The sequence below is a fragment of the Gardnerella sp. KA00771 genome, assembly GCF_049244045.1.
GTDB classification, from domain to species: Bacteria; Actinomycetota; Actinomycetes; order Actinomycetales; family Bifidobacteriaceae; genus Bifidobacterium; species Bifidobacterium swidsinskii.
Genome location: NZ_CP058368.1, coordinates 522,849 through 546,170 on the forward strand (window position 1 = coordinate 522,849; position 23,322 = coordinate 546,170).

At 37.8% G+C, this 23,322-nt stretch carries 14 protein-coding genes and 1 pseudogene; 12 read left to right on the plus strand and 3 right to left on the minus strand.

All coding sequences use genetic code 11. The features are described from left to right. The first annotated feature begins 30 nt into the window (after positions 1 to 30). The 7 genes from HXT57_RS02400 (at position 31) to HXT57_RS02430 (ending at position 8,179) form a co-directional block, all read left to right on the plus strand. Positions 31 to 1,329, plus strand: coding sequence for a hypothetical protein (locus tag HXT57_RS02400; RefSeq protein WP_415697806.1), 1,299 nt, complete (start codon positions 31 to 33; stop codon positions 1,327 to 1,329). Between the two features lie 270 nt (positions 1,330 to 1,599). Further along, positions 1,600 to 1,779, plus strand: coding sequence for a hypothetical protein (locus tag HXT57_RS02405; protein WP_421783666.1), 180 nt, complete (start codon positions 1,600 to 1,602; stop codon positions 1,777 to 1,779). A gap of 1,050 nt (positions 1,780 to 2,829) precedes the next feature. Beyond that, positions 2,830 to 3,015 carry a helix-turn-helix domain-containing protein gene (locus HXT57_RS02410; protein ID WP_004110921.1) on the plus strand — a complete coding sequence of 62 codons (186 nt, stop codon included), beginning with the start codon at positions 2,830 to 2,832 and terminating at the stop codon, positions 3,013 to 3,015. A gap of 26 nt (positions 3,016 to 3,041) precedes the next feature. Then, positions 3,042 to 3,761, plus strand: a complete 720-nt coding sequence (locus HXT57_RS02415) for a DNA-methyltransferase (protein WP_004110918.1) — start codon at positions 3,042 to 3,044, stop codon at positions 3,759 to 3,761. After that, positions 3,762 to 4,835 (plus strand): DNA cytosine methyltransferase, encoded by a 1,074-nt coding sequence (locus tag HXT57_RS02420; RefSeq protein ID WP_033888671.1) that lies wholly within the window; start codon positions 3,762 to 3,764, stop codon positions 4,833 to 4,835. Further along, complete coding sequence (locus HXT57_RS02425; RefSeq protein WP_288868296.1) at positions 4,828 to 6,789, plus strand: McrB family protein; 1,962 nt, start codon at positions 4,828 to 4,830, stop codon at positions 6,787 to 6,789. Before HXT57_RS02420 ends, HXT57_RS02425 begins: the two co-directional genes overlap by 8 nt. A 13-nt stretch (positions 6,790 to 6,802) precedes the next feature. Further along, on the plus strand, positions 6,803 to 8,179 hold the full coding sequence (locus tag HXT57_RS02430; protein ID WP_421783668.1) for an LlaJI family restriction endonuclease: 1,377 nt from the start codon (positions 6,803 to 6,805) through the stop codon (positions 8,177 to 8,179). A gap of 141 nt (positions 8,180 to 8,320) precedes the next feature. Here HXT57_RS02430 and HXT57_RS02435 read toward each other — a convergent pair. Then, positions 8,321 to 8,963: pseudogene (locus tag HXT57_RS02435) on the minus strand (relaxase/mobilization nuclease domain-containing protein); the annotation flags it as partial. Positions 8,964 to 9,754: 791 nt separating this feature from the next. Here HXT57_RS02435 and HXT57_RS02440 point away from each other — a divergent pair. The 4 genes from HXT57_RS02440 (at position 9,755) to sstT (ending at position 20,060) form a co-directional block, all read left to right on the plus strand. Beyond that, complete coding sequence (locus tag HXT57_RS02440; protein WP_421783670.1) at positions 9,755 to 11,017, plus strand: YcaO-like family protein; 1,263 nt, start codon at positions 9,755 to 9,757, stop codon at positions 11,015 to 11,017. Positions 11,018 to 11,039: 22 nt separating this feature from the next. Continuing rightward, the gene (locus HXT57_RS02445) at positions 11,040 to 12,323 is read left to right on the plus strand and encodes an MFS transporter (protein WP_415697764.1); all 1,284 of its coding nucleotides are present in this window, start codon (positions 11,040 to 11,042) and stop codon (positions 12,321 to 12,323) included. Positions 12,324 to 12,508: 185 nt separating this feature from the next. Next, positions 12,509 to 18,376: a sugar-binding protein gene (locus HXT57_RS02450; protein WP_415697765.1), complete on the plus strand. Its 5,868-nt coding sequence runs from the start codon at positions 12,509 to 12,511 to the stop codon at positions 18,374 to 18,376. A gap of 427 nt (positions 18,377 to 18,803) precedes the next feature. Further along, a complete protein-coding gene (gene sstT, locus HXT57_RS02455) occupies positions 18,804 to 20,060 on the plus strand; it encodes a serine/threonine transporter SstT (RefSeq protein ID WP_103013954.1) in 1,257 nt (418 codons plus the stop codon). A gap of 168 nt (positions 20,061 to 20,228) precedes the next feature. Here the strand turns inward: sstT and epsC are convergent, their stop codons facing one another. Further along, positions 20,229 to 21,068 carry a serine O-acetyltransferase EpsC gene (epsC, locus tag HXT57_RS02460; RefSeq protein WP_421783673.1) on the minus strand — a complete coding sequence of 280 codons (840 nt, stop codon included), beginning with the start codon at positions 21,066 to 21,068 and terminating at the stop codon, positions 20,229 to 20,231. A 127-nt stretch (positions 21,069 to 21,195) separates the two neighbouring features. Next, on the minus strand, positions 21,196 to 22,128 hold the full coding sequence (gene cysK, locus HXT57_RS02465; protein WP_415697766.1) for a cysteine synthase A: 933 nt from the start codon (positions 22,126 to 22,128) through the stop codon (positions 21,196 to 21,198). A gap of 646 nt (positions 22,129 to 22,774) precedes the next feature. Between cysK and HXT57_RS02470 the strand changes: the two genes are divergently transcribed. Continuing rightward, positions 22,775 to 23,197, plus strand: coding sequence for a GNAT family N-acetyltransferase (locus tag HXT57_RS02470; RefSeq protein WP_064621771.1), 423 nt, complete (start codon positions 22,775 to 22,777; stop codon positions 23,195 to 23,197). Positions 23,198 to 23,322 lie beyond the last annotated feature (125 nt).

Here is a 23,322-nt window from a genome sequence, read left to right on the forward strand (position 1 = left end):
TCCTATTATAGAACGTTAAAAGGAGGAACTTTGAATATAGAGTATGTTGTAGTTGGCATATGTATTGTGGCAGTGGTGATGATTGCTGCTTTCCTAATTAATAGGCTAAAGAAAACAAATATTCCCGAAGACGAGAATAGCTCTGATTTGAATAATAGTGCGATGATAGTAAAGAAAACAAGTAAATTATCTCAGCCAAATCAAAAGCTCGATGAACTTGTCATTCAGATGGAAATGCTTCCGGTAGAAGCAATATCTGATGATAGTAAGCTGGTGGAGATAACTGATAGTAAAATTCTGGGGCGTGTGAACAATTTGTTTTCCGGATTGGTGCAGGCTAGTATAGCAGGTTCCAATGCAGTCCAAACTGCAAAAGCGGGAAGCGAGGTTTTGTATCGCGCTATAATCCCGGCTGGTGCTAAACTTACCAATTCTAAGGCTATGAAAGGAGCGGTTCGAGGACTCTATTTTGGTGCTAATGGAATCAAGGGTCATGCAAACCTTGTAGCGGTTAAAGCTAAAAATGTAGTAGCGAATAATGTGGGTGTAGCCATGGGATTGGCATCAATTGTTGTTGGGCAGTATTACATGACGCAGATAAATGCAGAGCTTGGATCAATCCGTGATGGAATTTCAAAAATATCTGATTTCCAAGATAACGAATTTCGAAGTCGGGTTTTTTCACTTGTTGCTCATGTTAAGAAAATTGCCGACTTTCAAGTAGAGATCCTTGAGAATGATGAATTGAGACTGTCAAAGATTGCGCAGCTCGATAATCTAGAAGAAGAATGTACTCAGTTACTTGGTCAGGTTAATTTAACTTTAGCGGGCTTTACAAAGAAAAATGACCTGGATTATGCATCTTATGAAAAGGAATTAAAAGAAGCGCAAAACTGGTATACATGCCAAAAAGCATTGCTTGATGTGCTGTATAAGATTTCCGACTTGAGGTATACGCTTCATCTGGGGGCTGTCTCAAGAAAGCAGTGCCTAGCGCTTTTGCCGACATACACAAAGCAGGTGGAAGATACTCAAGCATTATTGACTGGCTGGCATCAGACATCCGTAAATCGTTTAAGCATTGATACAGATGAGATCAAGCGTAAAAGAGATGGAATCGATCGCGTCATTCATTTTATTCCTGGATTATTTGATGATGACCTTAATTTTAGGGCGATTAACAAAAAAACAGTAGATATGATAACGGCTCAAGCATCAGTCAAATCCATTAAACATCCGCAGGACACCTCTGACCTGTATGCCGAGGATGTGCAATTGATTTCTAAAGACGGTAAAATCTACTACTTACCAATGGGTAAGGCAGAATGAATGTGAAAAAAGAAGAATGATAAGGTGACAGGTACGTTGTAACAAAAAAGTATGACAGTATTCGTCCTCTTGACGTGAATGGTGCCACCGTCACTCAGAATGCCATTTACGCCAACTATGATAATTTGTTAATTAGTGAGAGAGGTACTTTAGCACCGTTAGTTTCAAATAGTTGAATTTCATCAGTGGACGTTAGCATTATTATTATATTATCGTCCACTTGAGACCCTGGTGATTCTAAATGCACCAGCTTACTAGGAAGGCATCTAAATGAGTAAATGTTCAAACGGTCGTAAGCAAATGCAGCTAGTTTCTATTCTAACAAACGTAATGGTTCCAGTTATTGCAGCTTTCGCTATTATGGAGTTATATCATCTGCTTGGAGTAGCCATTGCAATGGAACTGATTCTTATCGCTTGGGCAATCGTGCTTATTAAGTCAAGCAAGTAAAACAATTTTCCGACTAGACAGCGAGACTAATTAGATGGATGACATCATACATGTACGTGTTTTGCAACTCCTAAGTGGAGTGGACGCGATGTATTGATTCTAAAGAGTGTCCACGGCTAGCTTGGGTGAGGTTAGAGACTTTTTTGCGATAGATTTCTAAATAGCGTTGAGTTCCATGAGCTTATTCTTCATAATGTATTTAGATTAAATTCCGAAATGGAAATAATTCTAAATAGGAAGAGGCGTACGTTTACGAGATGTTGTTCACAGATATAATATACGTTTAATATTAATAATAAAGGCATCAAGAAACAGTTAGAAGTTGATTTCATAGCTAATCTTGGAAGTAAAAGATATTATATTCAATCTGCCTATAGCCTTCCTTCAATCGAAAAGATACATCAAGAAAAAGCGTCCTTGTTATATATTGATGATTCATTTAAGAAAAAATAATTATCGTAAAAGATAGAATAAAACCTTTTTGGATGATGGAATACTTACTATTAGTTTATTCGACTTCCTATTGGATAGGAATAGTTTAGATTTGTAGTGAATAGCTTAACGTATTAGTTATGCTTATATTCCCACAGATATTCCCGAGCGCGAGCTTTTGAAAACTATTAACTTTTATTCATATTTGTCTCTCAATCTCACGTTGAGACTGTTGTTTTGATGTCAAAGGCTGATTAGGTGGGTGCAAATTTGCCCTTGTGTAGAAAGGCTTAGCGAGGACTATCGTTAAAAGGTTTAGCGTGCGGTGGATTTAAGCTGGGTTCTCGCGGTTTTTGGGTGTGTTTTGGCTGTATGAGGGAACATGTCGACGCTCTAGGGTCGAGTGCACAGGATACTAACGGTAAAAGGTACACACGACTTGCTCACAGGCTACAACGTCAAAGATAGGCAATTTCTTATAATGTAAAATATCTAGTAATATATACAAATATAATGAAATATATCCAAATGCAACCAAATACATTGACCTTTTATAAAAAGCAGATATAATGGTAATTAGGTCTGTAGTGATGAAAATTTAGAGGCGGTATAACACAGATGAAAAATGAAGAAAGCTATATCAGCATTGATGAAGCGGCAGAATACTTGGGGATAAAAACTGTCACTCTGAGAACCTGGATAAGAAAAAAACCAGATATGCCAGTATATAAAATAGGAAAACTTTGGAAATTTAAACGCTCGGAATTAGATAAATGGATTGCCAGTGGAGAAAGTGCAGAGTAGCTGTTAAGTTAGGAGGGTGATTCATATTGTCTAAAATAGAACTTTACAACGATGACTGTATTGTTGCTATGGATAATCTTAGGGCAAAATCAATAGATTTAATTGTTACAGATCCGCCATATAATCTTGGTAGTTTTATGAAAACTAGAGATACTAATCTAAAAAAGATGAGAGACAATTTTTTTGCTGCCGCAGGTTGGGATGACATGGGTTTTGAGGAATGGAAGAAATCCATGGAGTCTTTTTTTGAACTATCTTCTAGAGTCATGAAAAAGGGTGGCTCTATGATTGTGTTTATGGCTATTATAAAAGTTGAAACGATTATAAAGTTAGCTGAGGAATATGGATTTTACTATAAGACAACAGGGATTTGGCATAAAACTAACCCTATGCCCAGAAATATGAATTTACATTTTGTAAATTCTACAGAAGCATGGGTGTATTTCACTTATAAAACAAAGACTGGAACATTTAACAATGGTGGAGCTATGTTTCATGATTTTATAGAAACATCCGTCACTCCGAATAGCGAAAGAAAATATGGAAAACATCCAACGCAAAAGCCAGAAAGTTTGATGCAGCACTTTGTAGAAATACTTTCCAACCCTGGTGATAATATTCTAGATCCATTTATGGGCTCTGGAACAACGGGAGTTGTTTCAAAACGAGCTGGTCGCAATTTTATAGGTATAGAATTAAACTCAGAATACTACAACATTGCTAAATCTAGGATAGAGGGCAAATAAATGCAACCAACGGTAATAGATTTATTTTCAGGCGTAGGAGGATTATCGTTAGGCTTTGAAGAAGAAGGATTCAGTGTTCTTTTAGCTAATGAGTATGATGAATCCATTGCAAACGCTTATATGAAAAATCATAAAACAACAAAAATGGTCGTTGGTGATATTACCTCTCTTGATTTGGATGCTGTTTTTGGAACATATAAAAATAAGATTGACGTCATTATAGGAGGGCCACCTTGCCAAGGCTTTTCGCAAAAAGGTCAGCGGAAAACAATCTACGATAAAAGAAATTTTTTATTTGAATATTATGTAAAGGTAGTTGAGCTTGTAAAACCTAAGTATTTTGTAATGGAGAATGTCCCAAACCTGCTTACTGCTGAAAAAGGTTATTTTTTTAATGAAATTGAGACGCTATTTAATGCTATGGGGTACTTTTTGCAGCATGGAGTACTTAATGCCGCGGATTTTGGAGTACCACAAAATAGAAAAAGAGCAGTTATTATTGGCAAAATGAATGGGGTTGCTCCGTCTTTACCATCTTCGCTGAATGAGAAAGTAACTATATGGGACGCAATTAGCGACTTGGCATTTTTAGAATCAGGAGAAGGCGATGAGGTGCAAGAATACAGATATGCGCCTCAAAGCGAGTATGAAAAAAAATTACGTGGACATGCTAACCTTTTGTATAATCATAAGGCAACAAAACACTCTCCACTTTCATTAAAAAGATTGAGAATGATTCCTCCTAATGCCGGTAAAGAAGTTTTACCAAAAGAGCATCTGACTAAATCCATATATAGTGGTACGTGGACCAGAATGAAAAAAGATGATATATCCGTCACGATAACAACAAGATTTGATACACCTTCTTCAGGCAAATTTACTCATCCTTTTTTAAATCGGGCATTAACAGTAAGAGAAGCGGCCAGGATACAGTCATTCCCAGATGAATTCATATTCATTGGTAGTAAGAGTTCTCAAATGAGACAAGTTGGTAATGCTGTTCCGCCACTATTGGCATCAGCAATCGCTAGAGTAATTAAAAATGATATTATGGAGGGAAACACTGATGAATAGACCAGATAATATGTCCGTTTATAATGCATTGGATTTAAAGCTTGGTATTAAATCTTCGCTCCCACATGTTAAGAGTGCTGTCGCGCTAATACTTTTGTTTTGGGAGTGCTCTATTAAGTCTGCTGAGCTTCAGTATTCCGTGCAAAGTGGAGACAAAATAGTAATTAATCCAAATTTGAAAACTGCTATTAAAAATAAACTAGCACAAATTTGTAAACAAGATGGTATTAACATTGATACAGTAATAGATGCTATAAATAATAATTCACTATTTAAGTCTCAAATGGAATCGCTAATAGTAGCCTTTGAGCTAATTTGGAAGTTAGCAAAAATCAGCTTTATTGATGAAGATAAAACTGCTGGTGCAGAAAGGACAGGTGGAATAAGGTATCCCAAAAAATTAATCTATACGGTCAATGCTGACATTATCGATACTCTAATTGACAATGATTGGGATGCTTATGTACGTATTTTGATTTTGTGGATTGGTGTTGATATTAATTATGATAAGCAGATAGAGACTCGATTGAGTCGCTTGTTAACTGCAATATCTGAAGGCGCAATCTTTAAATTAGTTGATGGTACTAATGATGTTATTTTTAATCAAAACGACGTGTATAAGAAACTAATGCAAACTAAAAATAATGTAGACTTAAATGGAGATGAAGAAGCTAAAGGTTCTTTAAGAATACTTAAATCTCTGCTTTCGGATGGACTAAACCCATACCTTGAGGGCCATAATGGAGATGTTCAGATATTAAAAGGTCAGTTTAATAATCTAGAGGAATATCAAAAAAGGGTAGAAACCTTTCTGCAGCTATCAGCCACAAAAATAATAGGCTTCGAGGATGCAAATATAGATAAAGAGACCGATAGACAAGATTCGCTTGAAAATAATCGCGTTGCAAGTGGGCGTAATATTCTTCTATATGGTGTTCCGGGTTCTGGTAAGAGTTGGACTATTGAGCATGAATATTGCAAACCTGGAAGTGTTGTAGAAAGACTTGTATTTCATCCTGACTACACTTATTCAGATTTCATTGGACAGATTCTTCCAGCAGTTTCAGATGATGGACAAGTAAGTTATAAGTTTACTCCTGGACCTTTTACGAATATCCTTCGTGAATCATATAACAATCCGAGCAAGGAGTACATCCTTATTATTGAAGAGATTAATCGTGGTAACGCTCCTGCTATCTTCGGAGAAGTGTTCCAGTTGCTTGACCGTAAAGTAGAAATTCGTGATATTGATGACAACGGATATCCCATCGGTACAAGTGAGTACGGTATTACAAATATGAATATTGCTGAGGAGATGTACGGCAAGGATAGAAAAACAGAAAAGGTTCGTATTCCTTCAAACCTTTCCATCATAGGTACGATGAACACATCAGATCAAAATGTTTTCACGTTAGATACAGCTTTTCAGCGCAGATGGGATATGCGTCTTATCGAGAACGATTTTGCCAGTGTCGACAGTTCGCTTGCTGATGCAGAAATCCTTGACACTGGAATAACATGGAAAAATTTCTGCGTTGAAATCAATAAGATTGTTGTTGGGAATAGTACAAGGATGACTTCTGCGGAGGATAAGAGACTTGGAGCATATTTTGTTCATGTTCATGACCTTAAATACGATGATACTATGGGAGATCTGAAAGAATATGACACTCTTCGTGTTAAAGAAACCAGTGGCTCTCTTACCGATGATGAGAAGTCCAGAATTGCAGTGATTCGTGATGCAATGCGACAAAATAGGAAGTTCCCTGAAAAGGTAATAAAGTATCTTTGGGATGATGCATTTAAATTCAACCGTGAAATTATTTTTGAGGTTAATGAATATCAAAGTCTTGAACAAGTAATACATGCTTTTATGTATGCCAGTGGTACTGAGCGCTTTAAGGTGTTTAAAGATAATGTCAGGGATGCATTTGCTAATGTAGAAGAAGATTAAGTCGGTGATTTATATGGATTTAGACTCAGCATCAAAGTCAATCAAGGAATTTGATATTAAAAAACACTGCCATGTTAACACAAATGAAGATGGTGATCGTTTTGTTGGTATCAAAGCTGATTCTGATAATGCTATGGTCTATTTTCCAATCGGATATGAGTTGCCAAAAACCGATGCTGAAATTAGAACAGACATAAAGCATTTAATACAAGTGTTATCTGAATTTACAACAAAAGATGACAGATTATTGGCAATTAATAAGTTTACAGCACCACAATTAGTAGGCTTCCCTATCAATGCGTATAAAAATGTTATAGAATATTATTTTTCAATTGGTGGCGCCTATTATGTTGAGAAAGAGCAAGTATATACTACTGCTTCAACTGGTAAGCAGGATTGGGCAAGAACTGCACGAAAGCAAATGCCTCTTGTTCAAAGCAGAAATGGTGTGAGTTCTTTTGTGTTTACACAGTTTGAAGTTCGATCTTCAACTCCAAATGACACGAAAGAAATAACGCAGATCAATAGATTCTGTGTGTATGAAGCGTTTAAGAGACTTGGATGGCTGTATGTTCCCTATATGCCAGAGGAATCAGGGTCACATCCGGATATTAAGACGTCAATAAGAATTGTCCAAAACAAGCTTGCTACTACAAATGACGATAGGAAGAAATCCTTATTTCGTAGCATGAATGACATGCTTGAGTATATGTATGAGAAGACTTCAGATAAGCAATTCTACTTTGGTACAGATGACTTTGATCATGTGTGGGAAAAATTAATTGATCGAGCATTTGGAGAGAAGGACAAAAATAAATATTTTCCTCGTTCAAGATGGTTGCTTGATTGCGGCAAATACAAAGAAAAGAAGCCTTTGATTCCGGATACAATCATGGTATATAACGATAAATATTACGTTCTTGACGCTAAGTACTATAAATACGGTTTGACTGGGATTCCTAACCATCTGCCTAACGGTTTGTCAATCAATAAGCAAATTACATATGGCGAATATTTGGAAAAGAATAAGAATGTAGATGCGAAATCTCTATTTAATGCTTTCATCATGCCGTACAATATGGCAAAGAACTATTTTAGTCTGACGTCTTTTGTTGGAAACATTGGTGAGGCAATTGGCGACTGGAGATGCAACAAAAAATACTATGAACGAATCCAAGGAATTGTGATTGATACAAGGTACCTAATGTACCATTATTCAGGTAAGCCGATAAAGGAAAAGGCTGCACTTGCGGAATCTATAGAGTCTGTTCGGTGGAGGAAGGAAATAAAATTTACAAAGGAATCATCTCTTCCTAAAACAGTATCTTATGCGCGTAAGCCTACTGATTCTATGGTTGCCGAAGACCGTGGCACGTACGATATAGATTAAATATAAAAAATACTATTGCAGAATCTCTGTTTGTAGTACTACAGACAGAGACTTTATTTTATGATATGTACTCCTTTCACTAGCAGTCCAGAAAAGGGGTACATATCATTGCCCAATATTCATAGCCTTTGCTTCCTTTTACCTTTCTTCAGTATAATCTTCTCCGATTGTTCTAGATCTTGTAAATCTCGGCTTATCTTTCGGTTTAAAAGCAATGTGTTTGCTATACTTAATTTCATAGCCAAGATTAGCCATTTTCTTTAAAAAATCATCCCAATCCTTAAACTGTTTTACCATTCTGTCAATATCAAATTGCAGCCTGCTTTTCCAAGAAGTACCACGCTTTGTCTGTTTATTCTCATACCAAGATTTACCGTTAGTCTTATATTTCTTCTTGTAACTTTCGTAAAACTCATCAATGACAGGTAGGTTGTTTTCTTTGCATAACTTGTCGCTTTGATACCTGATTTGATGACAGCTTTTCTTATTAGACTGGTGGCATCTACCCGTTATCATATTTACATTGTTGAAGATGATGTGATTGTGGATATGCCCTTATCTACGTAAGTAGATAAGACAAATTCGTACTTGTCTTTAAGTATATTCTTATACAGCTTTATACCAATCTGGTGAGCCATTTCAGGACTTGTTTCTCCCGGTAAAAATGATTGAATGAGATGTCTTGCAAAAACGGTTTTTGCTCTCGCGTCTTTCGTGTCCTTAAAAACTGAGTGTGGGCAGTTGATTCGTGGCATTTATGAGTGCGTAGTAAAAGTTGCTTGTTGAATATTATGAAGGCAAAGATTTGCAGGTAATTGCTTCGTTTATGAGGGAATATTGTTGGCGACATTAAATGCGCATGATGGTGTTGTCTGCTTTTGCGGTTGTTGCCGCTGCTACTTCTGTGTATGAAAAGTATAGTTTTACTGCTACCTTGTCTTGTGTTGTTTCCAGAACACTAGAAGCGTCACCACAGCACCGGCCAAAATTGTAGCGACGGTATTAATCTGTGTTCCAGGACTCCAAGCATAGCTAATAAAGTGCAAATTAGACACATATGGCTACTATCTCCTTACGATCTTAGGTAAAACCATTCATAATTAAGCGGTCAAAACATGCAAAAAAGACTACTTAAAACCTACGCAAGACATGTGGGCACACAAAGTTCGCTAGAAACGATTAGGCAAGATATACAGTATTACAAGAATAGTATACAATAATTTACTATAAGTCTTTCTTAAAATAATTAATAAAATTTATTATTTGTTACTGTTTTGTATTCATGACTTATAACTGTATTGTATTTTTTTGTAAGAAGTAATAGTATCTTTTACCAAAGTTCTTAAATGAGTTCTTAAATGAACTTAAAAGGAAATTAAATGAGTTATTATTTTTTATTGAAAGGTGAATATTATGGGACGTACTGGAACTGAACACAGCACTCCACATCTTACTAGTATGAGTGATTTCTTTGTTGGTGAAATACCAGACGATGATGAAAATTGAAATAAATATGCTGGCGGTTTTGTTATTTTGTAATACAATTGCCAGCATTATTTTGTGAAAAGATATGTTATGGTTAATTTTGTTTCACCTGAACGAGAATTTACATTGATGGATTCTTTGTCATCAATTATTGAGGTATTTGCCTTAAAGAAGTGGCAATGGAGTGTTGAAGTATCGCAATGGAGTGTTGAAGTATCAGCATTAGACACTACTTGTATTTTGGATTCGTGTGTTTATTTAGATGAGGCTGATTGTGCAGATATTGTTTTAGAATCCGCTAGAGGTAAAGGTCTTGGGCTTGAATCTCTAACTAGCGGTTTATATGAATTATTGGAACATATAGTATATTCGAATCAGTCTGTTTTGTATTCTTGTTCATCATCTCTTCGAATAAAAGGAGATGCGATTCTTAATCTTTCTAATTCAGCAAGCAAAAATACTGATTATACTTTTTATAGTATGAGTGATAATGCTATTGCTTCGTTACCACCAGAATACTGCGGTGGAAAGTCTACTGGTGAGTTTTCTTCTATTGATGAAAATTTAATTCGTTGCTACTATACAAATAATGGATGGGCCGCAGGTGCTTCTATCCAAGAAGCGACTTTGCATGCGCTTAATGAACTTATTGAACGAGATGCAACATCTAATATTCTTCTTTCTAATATATTTGATGATGTATGCGTAGAGTTTTTAATTCCTAATTGTGAATTATTGAAAGAAATAAAACAGGCTATTGAGAGCGCAACTGGTAACAAGGTGTATATTGTATCGATTCCAGCTTTGTCTGGCTCAGTGGTGCTATCTATATGTTATAAGACAGATAGAGAAGAAATTCCTACTTTTGGATGCGGCGCATCGCAATTTTTAGGATACGCAACATATCGTTCGCTTCTTGAGTTATGGCAAGAGTTATGTGCAGATAAAGATTATTCTAATCCTGAAGAACGTGATAGATCCAAAAGACTAAAACATCTTGTACATTCATATCCAAATATTAAGAAAGCTTTATTCTTAGAAAAAATTAGACAGGATAGTGGGAAATTTTCACAAAAATTAGTGTCATATGATATACGTGACACTTTATCTATTCCTAACATAGAAATTCAGATAAATAATATAGTAAATGATCTTCATAAGTACGGAATAGATATATGGAAACGTGACGCATTCCACTATGAGCGTAAATCGATGAAATGCAATCCTAGTGTTGTGCAAATTGTCGCACCAGGATTGGAACGTTTTCATGTTATTCGTCATGGTTTTCCTGCTGAACTTATAGGTCGTCTAAGAAAACGTAGATCAATAATGTCGATTCGTCAACACAATTAATGTAATTTATAAGGGGCTTATTATGAAGGCTATTGGTAAGCGGAATAATATTTTTATTCGTATGAGATCTATTAGTCCAGCATTGCGATGGGCTTTGGTTGGCTTCTGTTTTTCTATGCTTGGTAATCAAGCGTATGAAGGATCGGTTTTGCCTTCTATTATTATTGTGGGTTTGCCGGCTTGGGTGATTGGTTTTCGTAAGACTTTTATGACGGTTGCCGATTTTCTTTCGCCATGCTCTGGTTGGATTGTTGATAAGCTTGGCGGTTTTCGCGCTCTTGCTATGACTGAGGGCGTAGAAGGCGTGCTCGGTTTGCTGCCGCTTCTTATGTTTGGCTCTCCTGCGTGGAAGTGGTCGCTTGTAGCTCTTTCTTGTGCATTGTTGATTACAGGTCAAGTGATTGATATTGCTAGCGAAGTTTTCGAGGTTGATGCTGCAGGCGGCGACGACAGCATGATTGTAAACTACAGCGGCATTGTGAGCATTTTGGCAAGTATTACAGGAACATTACTTGGCTCTCCATTAGGATCGTGGATTGCGAGCTGGTCGATTCCTGCGGTTTTGATTTTCTCGTCCGTGACTTCTTTTGCGGCTTGTGCTACGCGATTTATTATGAAACAAGACATTGCGCAAGCGTCTTGCGTAGAAGAGGAAGTGCCGCAAGACGCAGAGGAAGTATCGCAAGAATCGCAAGCAACTCAAGTAAATAGCATAGATTCCAAATCTACAGATAAGCAATCTACGAATCCATCACTCAAGAGTAAAATCATGCTTCTTGCCGGATCTCTTTTGGTTGCTTTTATTCCTGCATGCTCTGTTTCCTATATTCTTCTCGGTATCGGTAAACAATATAGCTCTCAATCTTTAACAATACTGTATATTTTCACTGGTGTAGGAAGCGTGCTCGCGTCCGTTTTATATGCGCACTCTTCTCAAAAACTCGGTTTAAGAAAAGTAGCGATTTTAGGTATTGCTGTGAGCTTGCTCGCTTATTGCCTTATGTTTATTAATCTTTTGCCAATGATGTGCTTCGCATTCTTCCTTCAAGCGATTGGTGGAATGTTACTAGTAGAGCCGATTATTGTTGCGCGTCAGATTCTGTTTAAAGGAAGTGCGCTCGCTAAGTTTTCTGGTTGGGCGCGCCTTGCGTTTGCGATTGGTGCTACTACTGGTTCTTGGATTGGATTTGCATTCTCATCTACGTGCCAATGGCAGCTTTTGCCTATACTCGCGCTGATTTTTACTGCCGGTTTGATTGTTGTTTTGCCGCAGTTGCCAAACACTAGCTATGCGGCGCTCGCATGATTATTTGTAATATTTAATATTGAATATAGTTGTTACCTTAATCGCATGGTAGTTTTTGCCTATATTACTTGAATTATTACGCGGGGGGGGGGGTATCCTTTGCTCTATTAACAAGCTCTTTTACAAGATGTGAGTTTACGTCTGCAGAGCGAGTTGAAGAGAAAATATATAAGTGAGGACTGTTAATGGTTAAGAAAACACAAGCTGCTAAAAATGCTTTACATGTGTCTAAGAATTACGCGTATTTGAAGCCGAGTACACTTCGTTCAATGGCGAAAGAGATAAGTGGAACTCGTTTAGAAGCATGTAAGTCGTATGCGGTTTCACGTTTACCGAAAATTGCTGTGACTGCAACATTGGCAAGCTTGCTTGCTTGTGGTGCTGGTTTGCCAACTCATCAAGCTTGGGCTAATGGTTTTAATCTTCCTGATGGTAGCTATAGGTATGCGAATCGCGATTCTTCTACAAAGGCGCAGAGGTATGTGGATATTAAACTAGTGCCATGCGATGAAAAACAAAACGATAATAAGGAAACAGCAGACAGAAAAACTTACGGACAATATTATAAGGTTGAGTACCAGTTTAATTCTCAGGGTGAATGGTGGGGTGGTCGACCATTCTGGTGGGCGAGTGTGCCTAAGGGTGTTGACATTGTAGATAATAAAATTACTTTGTACAAAGATGAACAGTTGACTGGTGATTCGTCTTCTCAACAAACAGGTGCAACATATACAAAGGAGTCTTGGAATCAGTCTGCCAGCCGTTTCTGGTTTGATAATAATAAAGAGCAAGGCACTGAATTTAAGAATAACTGGGAAAGAATGACCGGTGAAGCCGGTGGTTATGACGAATCTGGTAATACTCTCGGTACTTCTAGGGAATATAAGGACGCTACTAGTGCCTTGATTATTAACTGGGAGAGTAGAGGCAATAGAAAGTCTAAGATTAGCTTCGTTATTAAACTGAATGATAAAACGAAGCCTTTGAAATTTGCTGCAGGTGTGTACCAGGTGATGGGCAACTGGCATTACACTGCTGGTAAGGTTGCGCTTGCGCCGACGTTGCCAAAATACTCACAAGAATTGGAACTTACTTATCCTACAGATAAAGTAGAAGTTGATTCTTCGACATATGGAAATAATCTTTCAGAAGATGAGAAAAAGGCTGTTCTTACAAAGCTGTGGAATGCTAATAAGAGTAATACCGATGTGCTGAAAAAGCTTAAAGGTATGGAACAGACTCAAACTGAAGAGGCTTTCAAAAAGGCTGTAAAAGTCAATAACGATGGTAGCGCAACGGTAAGATACAAGGATAACTCTACGGATACTATTTCTAAGGAGAATCTGACTAAACGCTACGTGCCATTGTCAGAGCGCACAAAAATTACGTATCCGGATTTGACTCCTGTGAAGAATCCGTCTTCTCTTGATTTAACAGAGAAGAAACAAGTTGAAAATGCTATTAAGAATGCTAATAGTAAGATTAAGGATCTTATAGAAAAGGTTGATGTTGCTGCTAATGGTGATGCAACAATCACATTCAAGGATGCAACTGGTACTCATTCAACTAAAAAGCTTGAAGGCAAGTATCTTGTAAAGAAGCAGCGCTTACTTGCGGATAAGTTTACGCCGTTATACGGGTTACCTATTGGTGTGAAGAATACAAGTAGCCTTTCGCCTGATGACATCAAAAAAGTTCAGGATTCTATATACGATGCTAATAAAAATGTAAATGGATTCCTTGATGCTATAAATAATAATAAAAATAACATTTCGATTGCAGCTAATGGTGATGCAACAATTACTTACAAGGATAACGAAAATAGCTTCCCCTCAAAAGATACTATTTCTCACACGTTATTAGTTTATAAGATACCATCTTTATCTGAGCGAGTGAAAATTGCTATGCCAAGCAGACTTGGTGTAAAGAATGCTGAAGATTTATCTTCTCAAGAACAAAATGCAATTAAAGATAATATCAAAAAAGCTAATAAAGATCTCAATCAAAATCTTAAGAAAGACGCTAATGCTATTAATGTAGGAAAAGATGGTACTACAACAATAACGTTCAGCGATGATAGTACTGTAAAAATTCGCGGCGAGCGTCTAGTTTATACGCAAGGTAAAAGCACTGCGCAAGGAACTCATAAAGTTACTACTGGAAAGTATACGTACAATATAACTCCTATTAAGGTGACCAATATTAATAATATCGATGGAAATAATTGGGCTGATGCAGCTCGGCGTTTCATGTTTGATAATTATAATTGGAAAAATAAAGGAACAGAATTTAATAAAATTAATCATACTGAACCGCTTGCAACTGGTGGTAGCAATATAGCTAGCAATAATAAATGGGATTTGGAAAAACAGGCAAGTATATTCACTCCAAAGAGTGACACTAGCGGATTAGAAATTAATGTTTGGGGTAAACCTGGTATAACTAACATTGTGCATGGAAGTAGTGGTATTGAGATTAGAGGTGCTAGTAGTACTTGGAATAATGATGATTTGTACTTCACATTATCCAAAGATGATCTTTTCTATGCCGATGGACCAGCGTTTAATCCAGAAGACGAAAAGAAAAAGATTGATGATGCAATAGAGAAAGCTTTGAAAGATAAGGGATTCTCTGGAGATGAGCTTAATAAACTTAAGAATGAAATATCTAAAGATAAAGATGTTTTATCGGATAAAAACGGTATTAAAAAACAAGATGACGTTGATAAGCTTCTGAAGAAAATAGACGAGCTTGTTGATAAGAAGAAAGAAGAATCTGATAATAAAAAGCAGATTGATAAGGCTAAGAAGGATCTTGGTCTTGATGATAAGCAGAAAAAAGAGCTTGATGAACAGCTGAAAGGTGTAACTGATCCTGAAAAGATTCGTGAGAAGATAAACGAATTCCAGAAGAAGCAGGATCAGCAGAAGCAGACTGAGTCTGATGACAAGCAGGAAGAGGTTGACCAAAAGCAAAAGCAGGCTGTTCAAACTCAGCAGAATGCTGATAATACTGCTGTCGACCAAAAGCAGCAGCAAGCTATTCAGGAGGAGAATACTTCTAATCAGCAAGCTGAAGAAGCTAAGAAGAAAGCTGAGCTTGAGAAGCAAAAGCAGGCTGCTATTGATGAAATTAGCAATGGTGAAGATTATAAAAATCTTACGCCTGAAGATAAGCAGCAGTTTATTGAGAAGATTCAGAAGGCAACTGATGCAAATGCTATAAATGATATAAAGCAAGAGGCTAAAGAAAAGGCTAATAAGAATCAGACTGCTGCTGATAACAGTAATAAAGAAGGTCTTGATAAGGCTAAGGCTGATGCTAAGAAGAAGATTGGTGAGTTGACTAATCTCAACGAACAAGATAAGCAGAAGTATCAAGACGAGGTAGGTAAGACCGATAGTCTTGATAAAGTTGCAGAGATTCTCAACAATGCTGAGTTTGAGGATGCTAAAGCTGCAGCTAAGAAGAAGATTGCTGATCTGAAGAAGCATGGTGATCTTACTGATCAAGAAGCTACGAACTTCAATGCAAAGTTGGATGATAAAAATACCGATTCTATACAAGACATTGATTCTATTCTTCAGGAAGCTGAGCTTGCAAAGACTAGAAAAGATGCGAATACTGCAATAGATAATCTTCAGAATCTTAATAATGCACAGAAGAAGGCTCTTAAGGAAGAAGTTGCAAATCCTGAAACTGACCCTAAGAGTGATTTAGATACTGTTGATAAGGTGAAAACTGCTATCAATAATGTTGTTACTAAGGCTAAAGATCTTGACGGCAAAATGAAGTCACTCAAGGATCTTGTAACTCTTGTTAATGGTCAGAAGTCTACTCTTACAGCAAAGTCTGATTATAAGGATAATAAGAAGACTGCTTTTGATAGTGCGTTAAAGGCTGCGGAAGATCTTGTTAAGACTGATTCTGCTGAGAACAAAACTGCTGATGAAGTTGACGAGATTAGTAAAACTCTTGAGAAAGCTGTTAAGGATCTCGGTGGCAATACTATTGACAAGTCAAAGCTTCAGACTGAAATTGAGACAGCTTATGAATTGCAAGGCAAGAATAAGCAGGGTCAGGATGATTCTTCTAAGAAGAAGAATCCAAAGTATGAGAATGCTTCTACAGAAAAGAAGAATGATTTTGATACTGCTCTGTCTGAGGCAAAGAAAGTTTATGACCAAAAAGATGCTTCACAGCAGTCTATTAATGATGCTGAATCTAAGTTAAGCAAAGCGATTGATGCTCTTGATGGTCATAATAAATCTGATTTGAATGATGCCATAAAGAAAGCAAAGTCAAAGAAATCTGAAATTGCTTACAAGAATGCTTCTACAGAAAAGAAGAATGATTTTGATAAAGCCTTAAGCAATGCCGAGTCAATTGAAAAGAAGGCTGGCGCATTAGATACTGAGATCAGTAATGCAAAAGACGAGTTGGATAATGCGATTAATGGTCTTGATGGCAAAGTTAAGACTGATGAGCTTCAGACAGCGGTTGATAATGCTAAGAAGTTGACCGGTGTTACTACTCCTAAGTCTCAGGACGCATATAAGTATGAGAATGCTTCTGAAGCAAAGAAGTCTGCGTTCGATAAGGCTTTGCAACAGGCTGAGTCTGCTATTACTGAAGCTAAGAATGTTAAGTCTACTAAGACTCCTGAGCAGAAGCAGCAAGCTGTTGATACTGCATTAACTCAACTTACTAATGCCATTAACGCTCTTGACGGTAACGACAAGACTGAATTGGTGGCAAAGCTTGCAGAAGCAAAAGATAAGAAGAATGATGTTTCTTATAAGAATGCTTCTGCTGAGAAGCAAGATGCTCTTAACAATGCTATAGACTCTGCAGAAAGCATTGTAAAGAAAGCTGGTGCAACAGAGAAAGAAATTTCTGATGCTACTTCTGCGCTTAATAATGCTGTTACTGGTTTGGATGGTCACGATACCTCTGCTTTGCAGGCGGCTGTGACTGCTGCTGAGTCGAAGAAGAAGACTGTTGCTTACACGAATGCTTCTGATGCAACGAAGACTGTGTTTGATCAGGCTTTGCAAGCTGCTCAAGATATCTTGAAGAATCCTCAGGGCAAGACTGAGCAAGAAATCAACGATGCTAAGACTAAGCTTGAAACTGCTTCTAGCGCTCTTAATGGAACTGTAGATACGTCTAAGTTGCAGGCTGAAGTTAACAAAGCCGATTCTTTGAAGAAGTCCGTACAGTATACGAATGCTGTTCAGGATAAGAAATCTGCGTATGATGCTGCTCTTACGGCTGCTGAGTCTGCTCTTGCTGATGCAAATAATGCTCAATCAGCGAATACTCCTGAGCAGCAGCAGACTGCGGTTGATGATGCACTTAAACAGCTTCAAACCGCAGCTGCTGCACTAAATGGTGTTGATATTACTGATTTGCAAGCTGAGATTGCTCTTGAGAACAGTGTGAAAGAATCTGTAAAATACGCGTATGATACTGCTGAAAAGCAGCAAACATATAATAAGGCTTTGCAAGATGCTAAGGAGCTTATATCTAAGCTAGCTGATCCTGCTGGTAAAGGTGTGGATCTTGCTGCTAAGTCTCAAGCAGATCGTCAAGCTCTTGTTAATACTGCGTTAAAGAATCTTAAGAATGCTAAAGATGCTTTGAATGGTGTTAATAAGACGGTATTGCAAGCTGAAGTTGATGATGATTCTCACTTTAGCAAGTCGTTTGCCTACTTGCTTGGTGAAGCTCCTGATTTGGATGTGTATAAGAAGGCGTTGGCTAAAGCTAAACGTGTGCTTGCTGATCCGAATGCTACCCAGGCTCAAGTTGATGCTGCGGTTAAGAATCTTTCTGCTGCTCGTAAGGCTTTGGCTGCTGCTAAGGCTCATGCGGCTGATGTTCGTGCTTCTGTGCGCGCTCAGGTGTTGAAGAGTGGTAGTGTTGCTCAGCTTAGTAAGACTGGTAGTGACGTGTCTGTGTTTGGCTTGTTTGCTGCAACTCTTAGTGCTGCTGGTGCTGCGCTTTTCTCAACTAAGCGTCGTGGTACTTCTCGTCACAGTAGTAAGTAAAATATTTGCTAGCTGGTCTGGTTATTGCAGATCAGCTAGTTTTAGAACTGCTTAATGTTTGCTTAATTGTATTCAGTAAGTTTGCTGAGTATTGAGTTAATCAGCATAATGAAGTTAATGTAAAATGTGTCTCACTTTGCGTCTTTCTTTACTACGCAAAGTGAGGCATTTTGCTATTTTAATTTGCGATTACACGGGAAGTTATTGTTGCTTACTATATTTTAAGAGTTATCTTGCTTACAAAGCACTTATTGAAGCGTTTAGTCACTGAGCTGCTAAGTTATTGAAACATCGAAACATTAAACCTTAACGATTTGCATATATATGCATCCTTATGTATAATCTTTAAAAAATAAAATCTTGCAAGTGCTAATACACGTAAAAGAGTATAAAATATTCTGCACAAATTACTATACAGGAGACTCTCATGCACAAGATTGTTCAAAAATGGAATAACATTGACCTTATTTTACGCATTGTAATTGGTCTTTTTCTCGGTGCTGCGCTTGGTATTTTTGTGCCAGCTCACGTCTATGTGCTAGATCTTATGGGAAAGCTTTTTGTCAGCGCGCTTAAATCTGTTGCGCCAATTTTGGTATTTTGCCTAGTTATTGGTGCACTTGCGCAAGCAAAAAGTGTTGGCAACATGAAATTGGTAATAGGGCTGTACGCGCTATCTACGTTTACTGCAAGCCTTGTAGCTGTATGTGCGGCTATGATTTTCCCTGTTGATTTTACTTTTGCTCATGTTGCAGCAGCGTCTTCGCCGTCTCCTCAAGGAATTGGTGAGGTGCTTAATTCGCTTGTGCTAAATATTGTTGTTAATCCTGTAGATGCTCTCGTTAAAGGTAACTTTATTGGTATCCTTTTCTGGGCAATTGCTTTCGGTGTTGCGTTACGCTTAGCTGAGCCTTCCACCAAAGCATTTTTCGATAACATTTCGTCTGCTATTGGAAAAATTGTCCACTGGATTATTAACGCAGCACCTTTTGGCATTATGGGTCTTGTTTATACAACAGTTGCAAGTAATGGTCTTCGTATTTTTAGCGAGTATGGTTTCGTTATTGCTTTGTTAGTAGGCACTATGGCTGTTGTTGCTTTGATTCTTAATCCTATTTTGGTTTTCATGCTTACTGGCAAGAATCCGTATCCTCTTGTTTTTAGAACTTTGCGCGATTCGGGTGTTACAGCGTTCTTCATGCGTTCTTCTGCTGCGAATATTCCTGTAAATATGAATTTGTGTGAAAAACTTGGCTTTAACAAAGACAATTATTCTGTTTCAATACCGCTTGGTTCAACTATTAATATGAGCGGAGCTGCTATAACTATTTCTATCATGTCTTTGTGTGCTGCTCACACGCTTGGTATTCGCGTCGATATTCCAACGGCTGTGATTCTTTCTGTACTTTCTGCAGTTTCTGCTGCAGGCGCATCTGGTGTAGCAGGTGGTTCGCTTTTGCTTATACCTCTTGCATGCTCGTCATTTGGCATTTCAAACGATATCGCTATGCAAGTAGTTGCTATTGGTCTTATTATTGGCGTTATTCAGGATTCTTGCGAAACTGCACTTAACTCTTCCACGGATGTTCTCTTTACTGCGGTTGGCGAATATCGCATGTGGCAGCGTGCAGGTATTAAGTTTAAGATGGGCAGGGATCACGAGACTGTGCAACTTAAAAAGTAGCTGTTCTAGCTGTTGCTAGTTTTTGCTAAGTATTCTTGCTAGTGCGCGTTCTTACGTTTTTACGTTTTTATGAGCGCGCACTTTTATTATATTTGGATGTTTATTGTAAATGAATCTAACAGATGTTCAAATAAAATAGTAGAAGTGGAATCAGTATTTTAGCGCGCATTAGACTTTAGGGAAGTGGTAGGTTGTGTTTGCAGGAATGCTGCGGTTTATCCACGCATTTGCTGCGATTATACTTCCGCTGCCAATTCTGGTTTCTCCGCCTAAGATTGTTGCGTTTGCGTAGATTACAACATTATCTCCAATATTTGGATGCCGCTTTCCGCTTTTTACAGGATTTCCATTCTCGTCTAGCGCAAAACTTTTTGCACCCAGCGTTACTCCTTGGTAAAGCTTAACATGCTCGCCGATCACAGTTGTTTCGCCGATTACAATGCCAGTTCCGTGATCAATGCAAAAATATGCGCCAATTTTTGCTCCTGGATGAATGTCAATTCCAGTTTTTCTGTGCGCGTATTCGCTCATAAGTCTAGGAATTAGCGGTACGTTAAGTTCGTAGAGTGCGTGAGCTGTGCGGTGAATAAGCATTGCATAAAAACCAGGGTATGCGAGCGTGACTTCTACTTTGCTTGTGCAAGCAGGATCGCCTTCATACATGGCTTGAATATCTGTTAAAAGTAACTTTTTAATTGCAGGAAGAGTATTTATAAATTGATTGCAAGTTTCTCGAATTTTAATTGTGTTGCTTGTGTAGCATTGAAGTTCGTGAAATATAATGCGTTCTATAGTGTCTAATGCGTTTGAAGTAACGGTATTCAAACTAGCGTTGAGTTGCGTAGTCTCGTTGCTTTCATTGCGCACATGCAACTCAGGCAAAAGTAGAGCCTGAGTCGCATGTATGAGTGCAATAATATTGCGGTAATTAGGTATGAATGTAGCTTGCCTTATGTCAGAATCATGAATTGAGTTGAGTTTGTTTATAAGGTCAAGATGCTCATTCATACATTAATCTCCAGTATTTTTCTTGTCTTCTTTGTCTTCTTTATTTTCTCGTTTTAATTACTAATTAATATTTGCACATATTATTTAATCAAAACTTGCGTGTTTATAATAGTGCTACTAAATACAGTTAGTCTTCAAATAATGCGGTAGACAAGTATCGATCTCCTGAATCTGGCAGTATTGCAACGATGGTTTTGCCCCTGTTTTCTTCTCTTTTTGCTTCTTGGATTGCTGTCCAAATCGCAGCTCCGGAAGAAATACCAACGAGGGCGCCTTCTTTTTTGCTTATAAGCTTGCCGTTTTCGATTGCGTCTTCATTTGTTACGTGAACAATGCGATTATAAATGTTTTTGTTGAGCACATCTGGCACGAATCCTGCGCCGATTCCTTGAATCTTGTGCGCTCCTGGTTTTCCGCCTGCGAGCACAGGGGAGTCGGCTGGTTCTACTGCGATTACTTCAAGATGCGGATTTTGCTCTTTTAAGTATGTGCCAGTACCAGTGATTGTGCCGCCTGTTCCAACGCCTGCAATAAGCATATCCACGTTTCCGTCAGTGTCTTGCCAAATTTCTGGACCTGTTGTGTTGTAGTGTGCGTGCACATTTGCTTGATTGGTAAACTGTCCTGGAGTCCACGCATTTGGCGTGCTTTCAACGATTTCCTTCGCTTTGGCGATTGCGCCTTTCATTCCTTCTGCAGCAGGTGTGAGCACGAGTTCGGAGCCGTAAGCTTTCATAAGTTTTCGGCGTTCAATAGACATGCTTTCTGGCATTACAATAATGCTTTTGTATCCTTTTGTTTGCGCAATCATTGAAAGACCAATGCCAGTATTTCCAGAAGTTGGCTCAACAATTACTGAGCCTGGTTTAAGTGTGCCTGCAGCTTCTGCTTCTTCAATCATTTGCTTTGCGATGCGGTCTTTTACGGAACCTGCTGGGTTGAAGTATTCGAGTTTTACAAGGATTTTTGCTGCTAGATTGTACTCTTTTTCAATGTGCGTAAGCTCCAGAAGTGGAGTGTGGCCTACGAGTTCTTGCACGGACTTGTAGATGTTGGACATAATATTTCCCCTTACTTGTTTGTTTTGTTTAATTTAATTTGTTTAATTTTGTTTATTTTTAATTTTTAAAAAATAATTTTTTATTAATAAAGCGACTGCTGCTTATTAGTTGTTTCTAAAGATGCCATTTATTCGTTTTAATATTTAATTCGCGTTAAATTGTTATCTTTTTAACGTTTTATATTCGAATTTTGGCATAAAAAAAGAAACAGCGCGCTGTTTCTTGAATCGTAATTTGCTGCGTTTTAACGTAAATGCTTTTAACACAGGCTAGATGTTATGCATATTTAGTGCTTGCAAACATCATTTCGATTAAGAAATGCGCAACAGCATACGTTACAACAACAATTTGTCATCATATTTGTATGATACATGTGCACTCCTTTACTCGTCGAAATGGTGATAAGTGGAAACTATAGCGAATGGATTTGCGTTTGTCAAACTTGATTTGTGTTTGGCATACCTTGATACGTACTCCTTTTTCTGCGCGAGTGTCTGATTTTGCCTGTTTTTGGGCACTGGTGCAGTTGGCGCATTAAAGGCCTATGTTAAAAGAAGAGATAGGCGACTTGATATACTGAGCGATTACGCTAGAAAATTCAGGGTTTCAACGTTGATTGCACAGTATTCGGAGGTGTTATTGTCAATGAATTTAGCAGATGTTCAAATAAAAGAGTATGAAAAGTATAATAGCAAAGATATTTTAAGGTTGTATGATTCCGTTGGTTGGTCTGCGTACACAGATGATTTAGTTGCTTTGGAAAATGGTTTTAACAATTCGCTCAAGGTTTTAGCTGCCTATAAAAATGATGAGCTAGTTGGAATTGCTAGAGCTGTTGGTGACGGATATACGGTTGTTCTTATTCAGGATATTCTTGTTTTGCCTGAGTATCAAAGGCAGGGGATAGGGTCTGCTTTGTTAAAGGCGATTGTGGATTATTATCCTAATGTTCGTCAAATTCAATTGACTACGGATTGTACTGAAAAAACTATTGCTTTTTATAAGTCAGCTGGTTTTATTGAGTTAGCAGAAATCGATTGCTGCGGTTTTATAAAAGACAGGACATGATGCAGAAAATATGATTCTCTAGTAGCCATTAAGTGCGAATTTGCATAGATTGGCCACTTTGTGATTTTCGTGTACTAATGCGTGTATTTGTATATAGGATTGAGTTGCTTGTAGGATGGAGCTGA

Coding starts and splice junctions, on each gene's coding strand:
- HXT57_RS02405 (WP_421783666.1), top strand. CDS start 1,600: ATGAGTAAATGTTCAAACGGTCGTAAGCAAATGCAGCTAGTTTCTATT.
- HXT57_RS02410 (WP_004110921.1), top strand. CDS start 2,830: ATGAAAAATGAAGAAAGCTATATCAGCATTGATGAAGCGGCAGAATAC.
- HXT57_RS02420 (WP_033888671.1), top strand. CDS start 3,762: ATGCAACCAACGGTAATAGATTTATTTTCAGGCGTAGGAGGATTATCG.
- HXT57_RS02425 (WP_288868296.1), top strand. CDS start 4,828: ATGAATAGACCAGATAATATGTCCGTTTATAATGCATTGGATTTAAAG.
- HXT57_RS02430 (WP_421783668.1), top strand. CDS start 6,803: ATGGATTTAGACTCAGCATCAAAGTCAATCAAGGAATTTGATATTAAA.
- HXT57_RS02440 (WP_421783670.1), top strand. CDS start 9,755: ATGGTTAATTTTGTTTCACCTGAACGAGAATTTACATTGATGGATTCT.
- HXT57_RS02445 (WP_415697764.1), top strand. CDS start 11,040: ATGAAGGCTATTGGTAAGCGGAATAATATTTTTATTCGTATGAGATCT.
- HXT57_RS02450 (WP_415697765.1), top strand. CDS start 12,509: ATGGTTAAGAAAACACAAGCTGCTAAAAATGCTTTACATGTGTCTAAG.
- sstT (WP_103013954.1), top strand. CDS start 18,804: ATGCACAAGATTGTTCAAAAATGGAATAACATTGACCTTATTTTACGC.
- epsC (WP_421783673.1), bottom strand. CDS start 21,068: ATGAATGAGCATCTTGACCTTATAAACAAACTCAACTCAATTCATGAT.
- cysK (WP_415697766.1), bottom strand. CDS start 22,128: ATGTCCAACATCTACAAGTCCGTGCAAGAACTCGTAGGCCACACTCCA.
- HXT57_RS02470 (WP_064621771.1), top strand. CDS start 22,775: ATGAATTTAGCAGATGTTCAAATAAAAGAGTATGAAAAGTATAATAGC.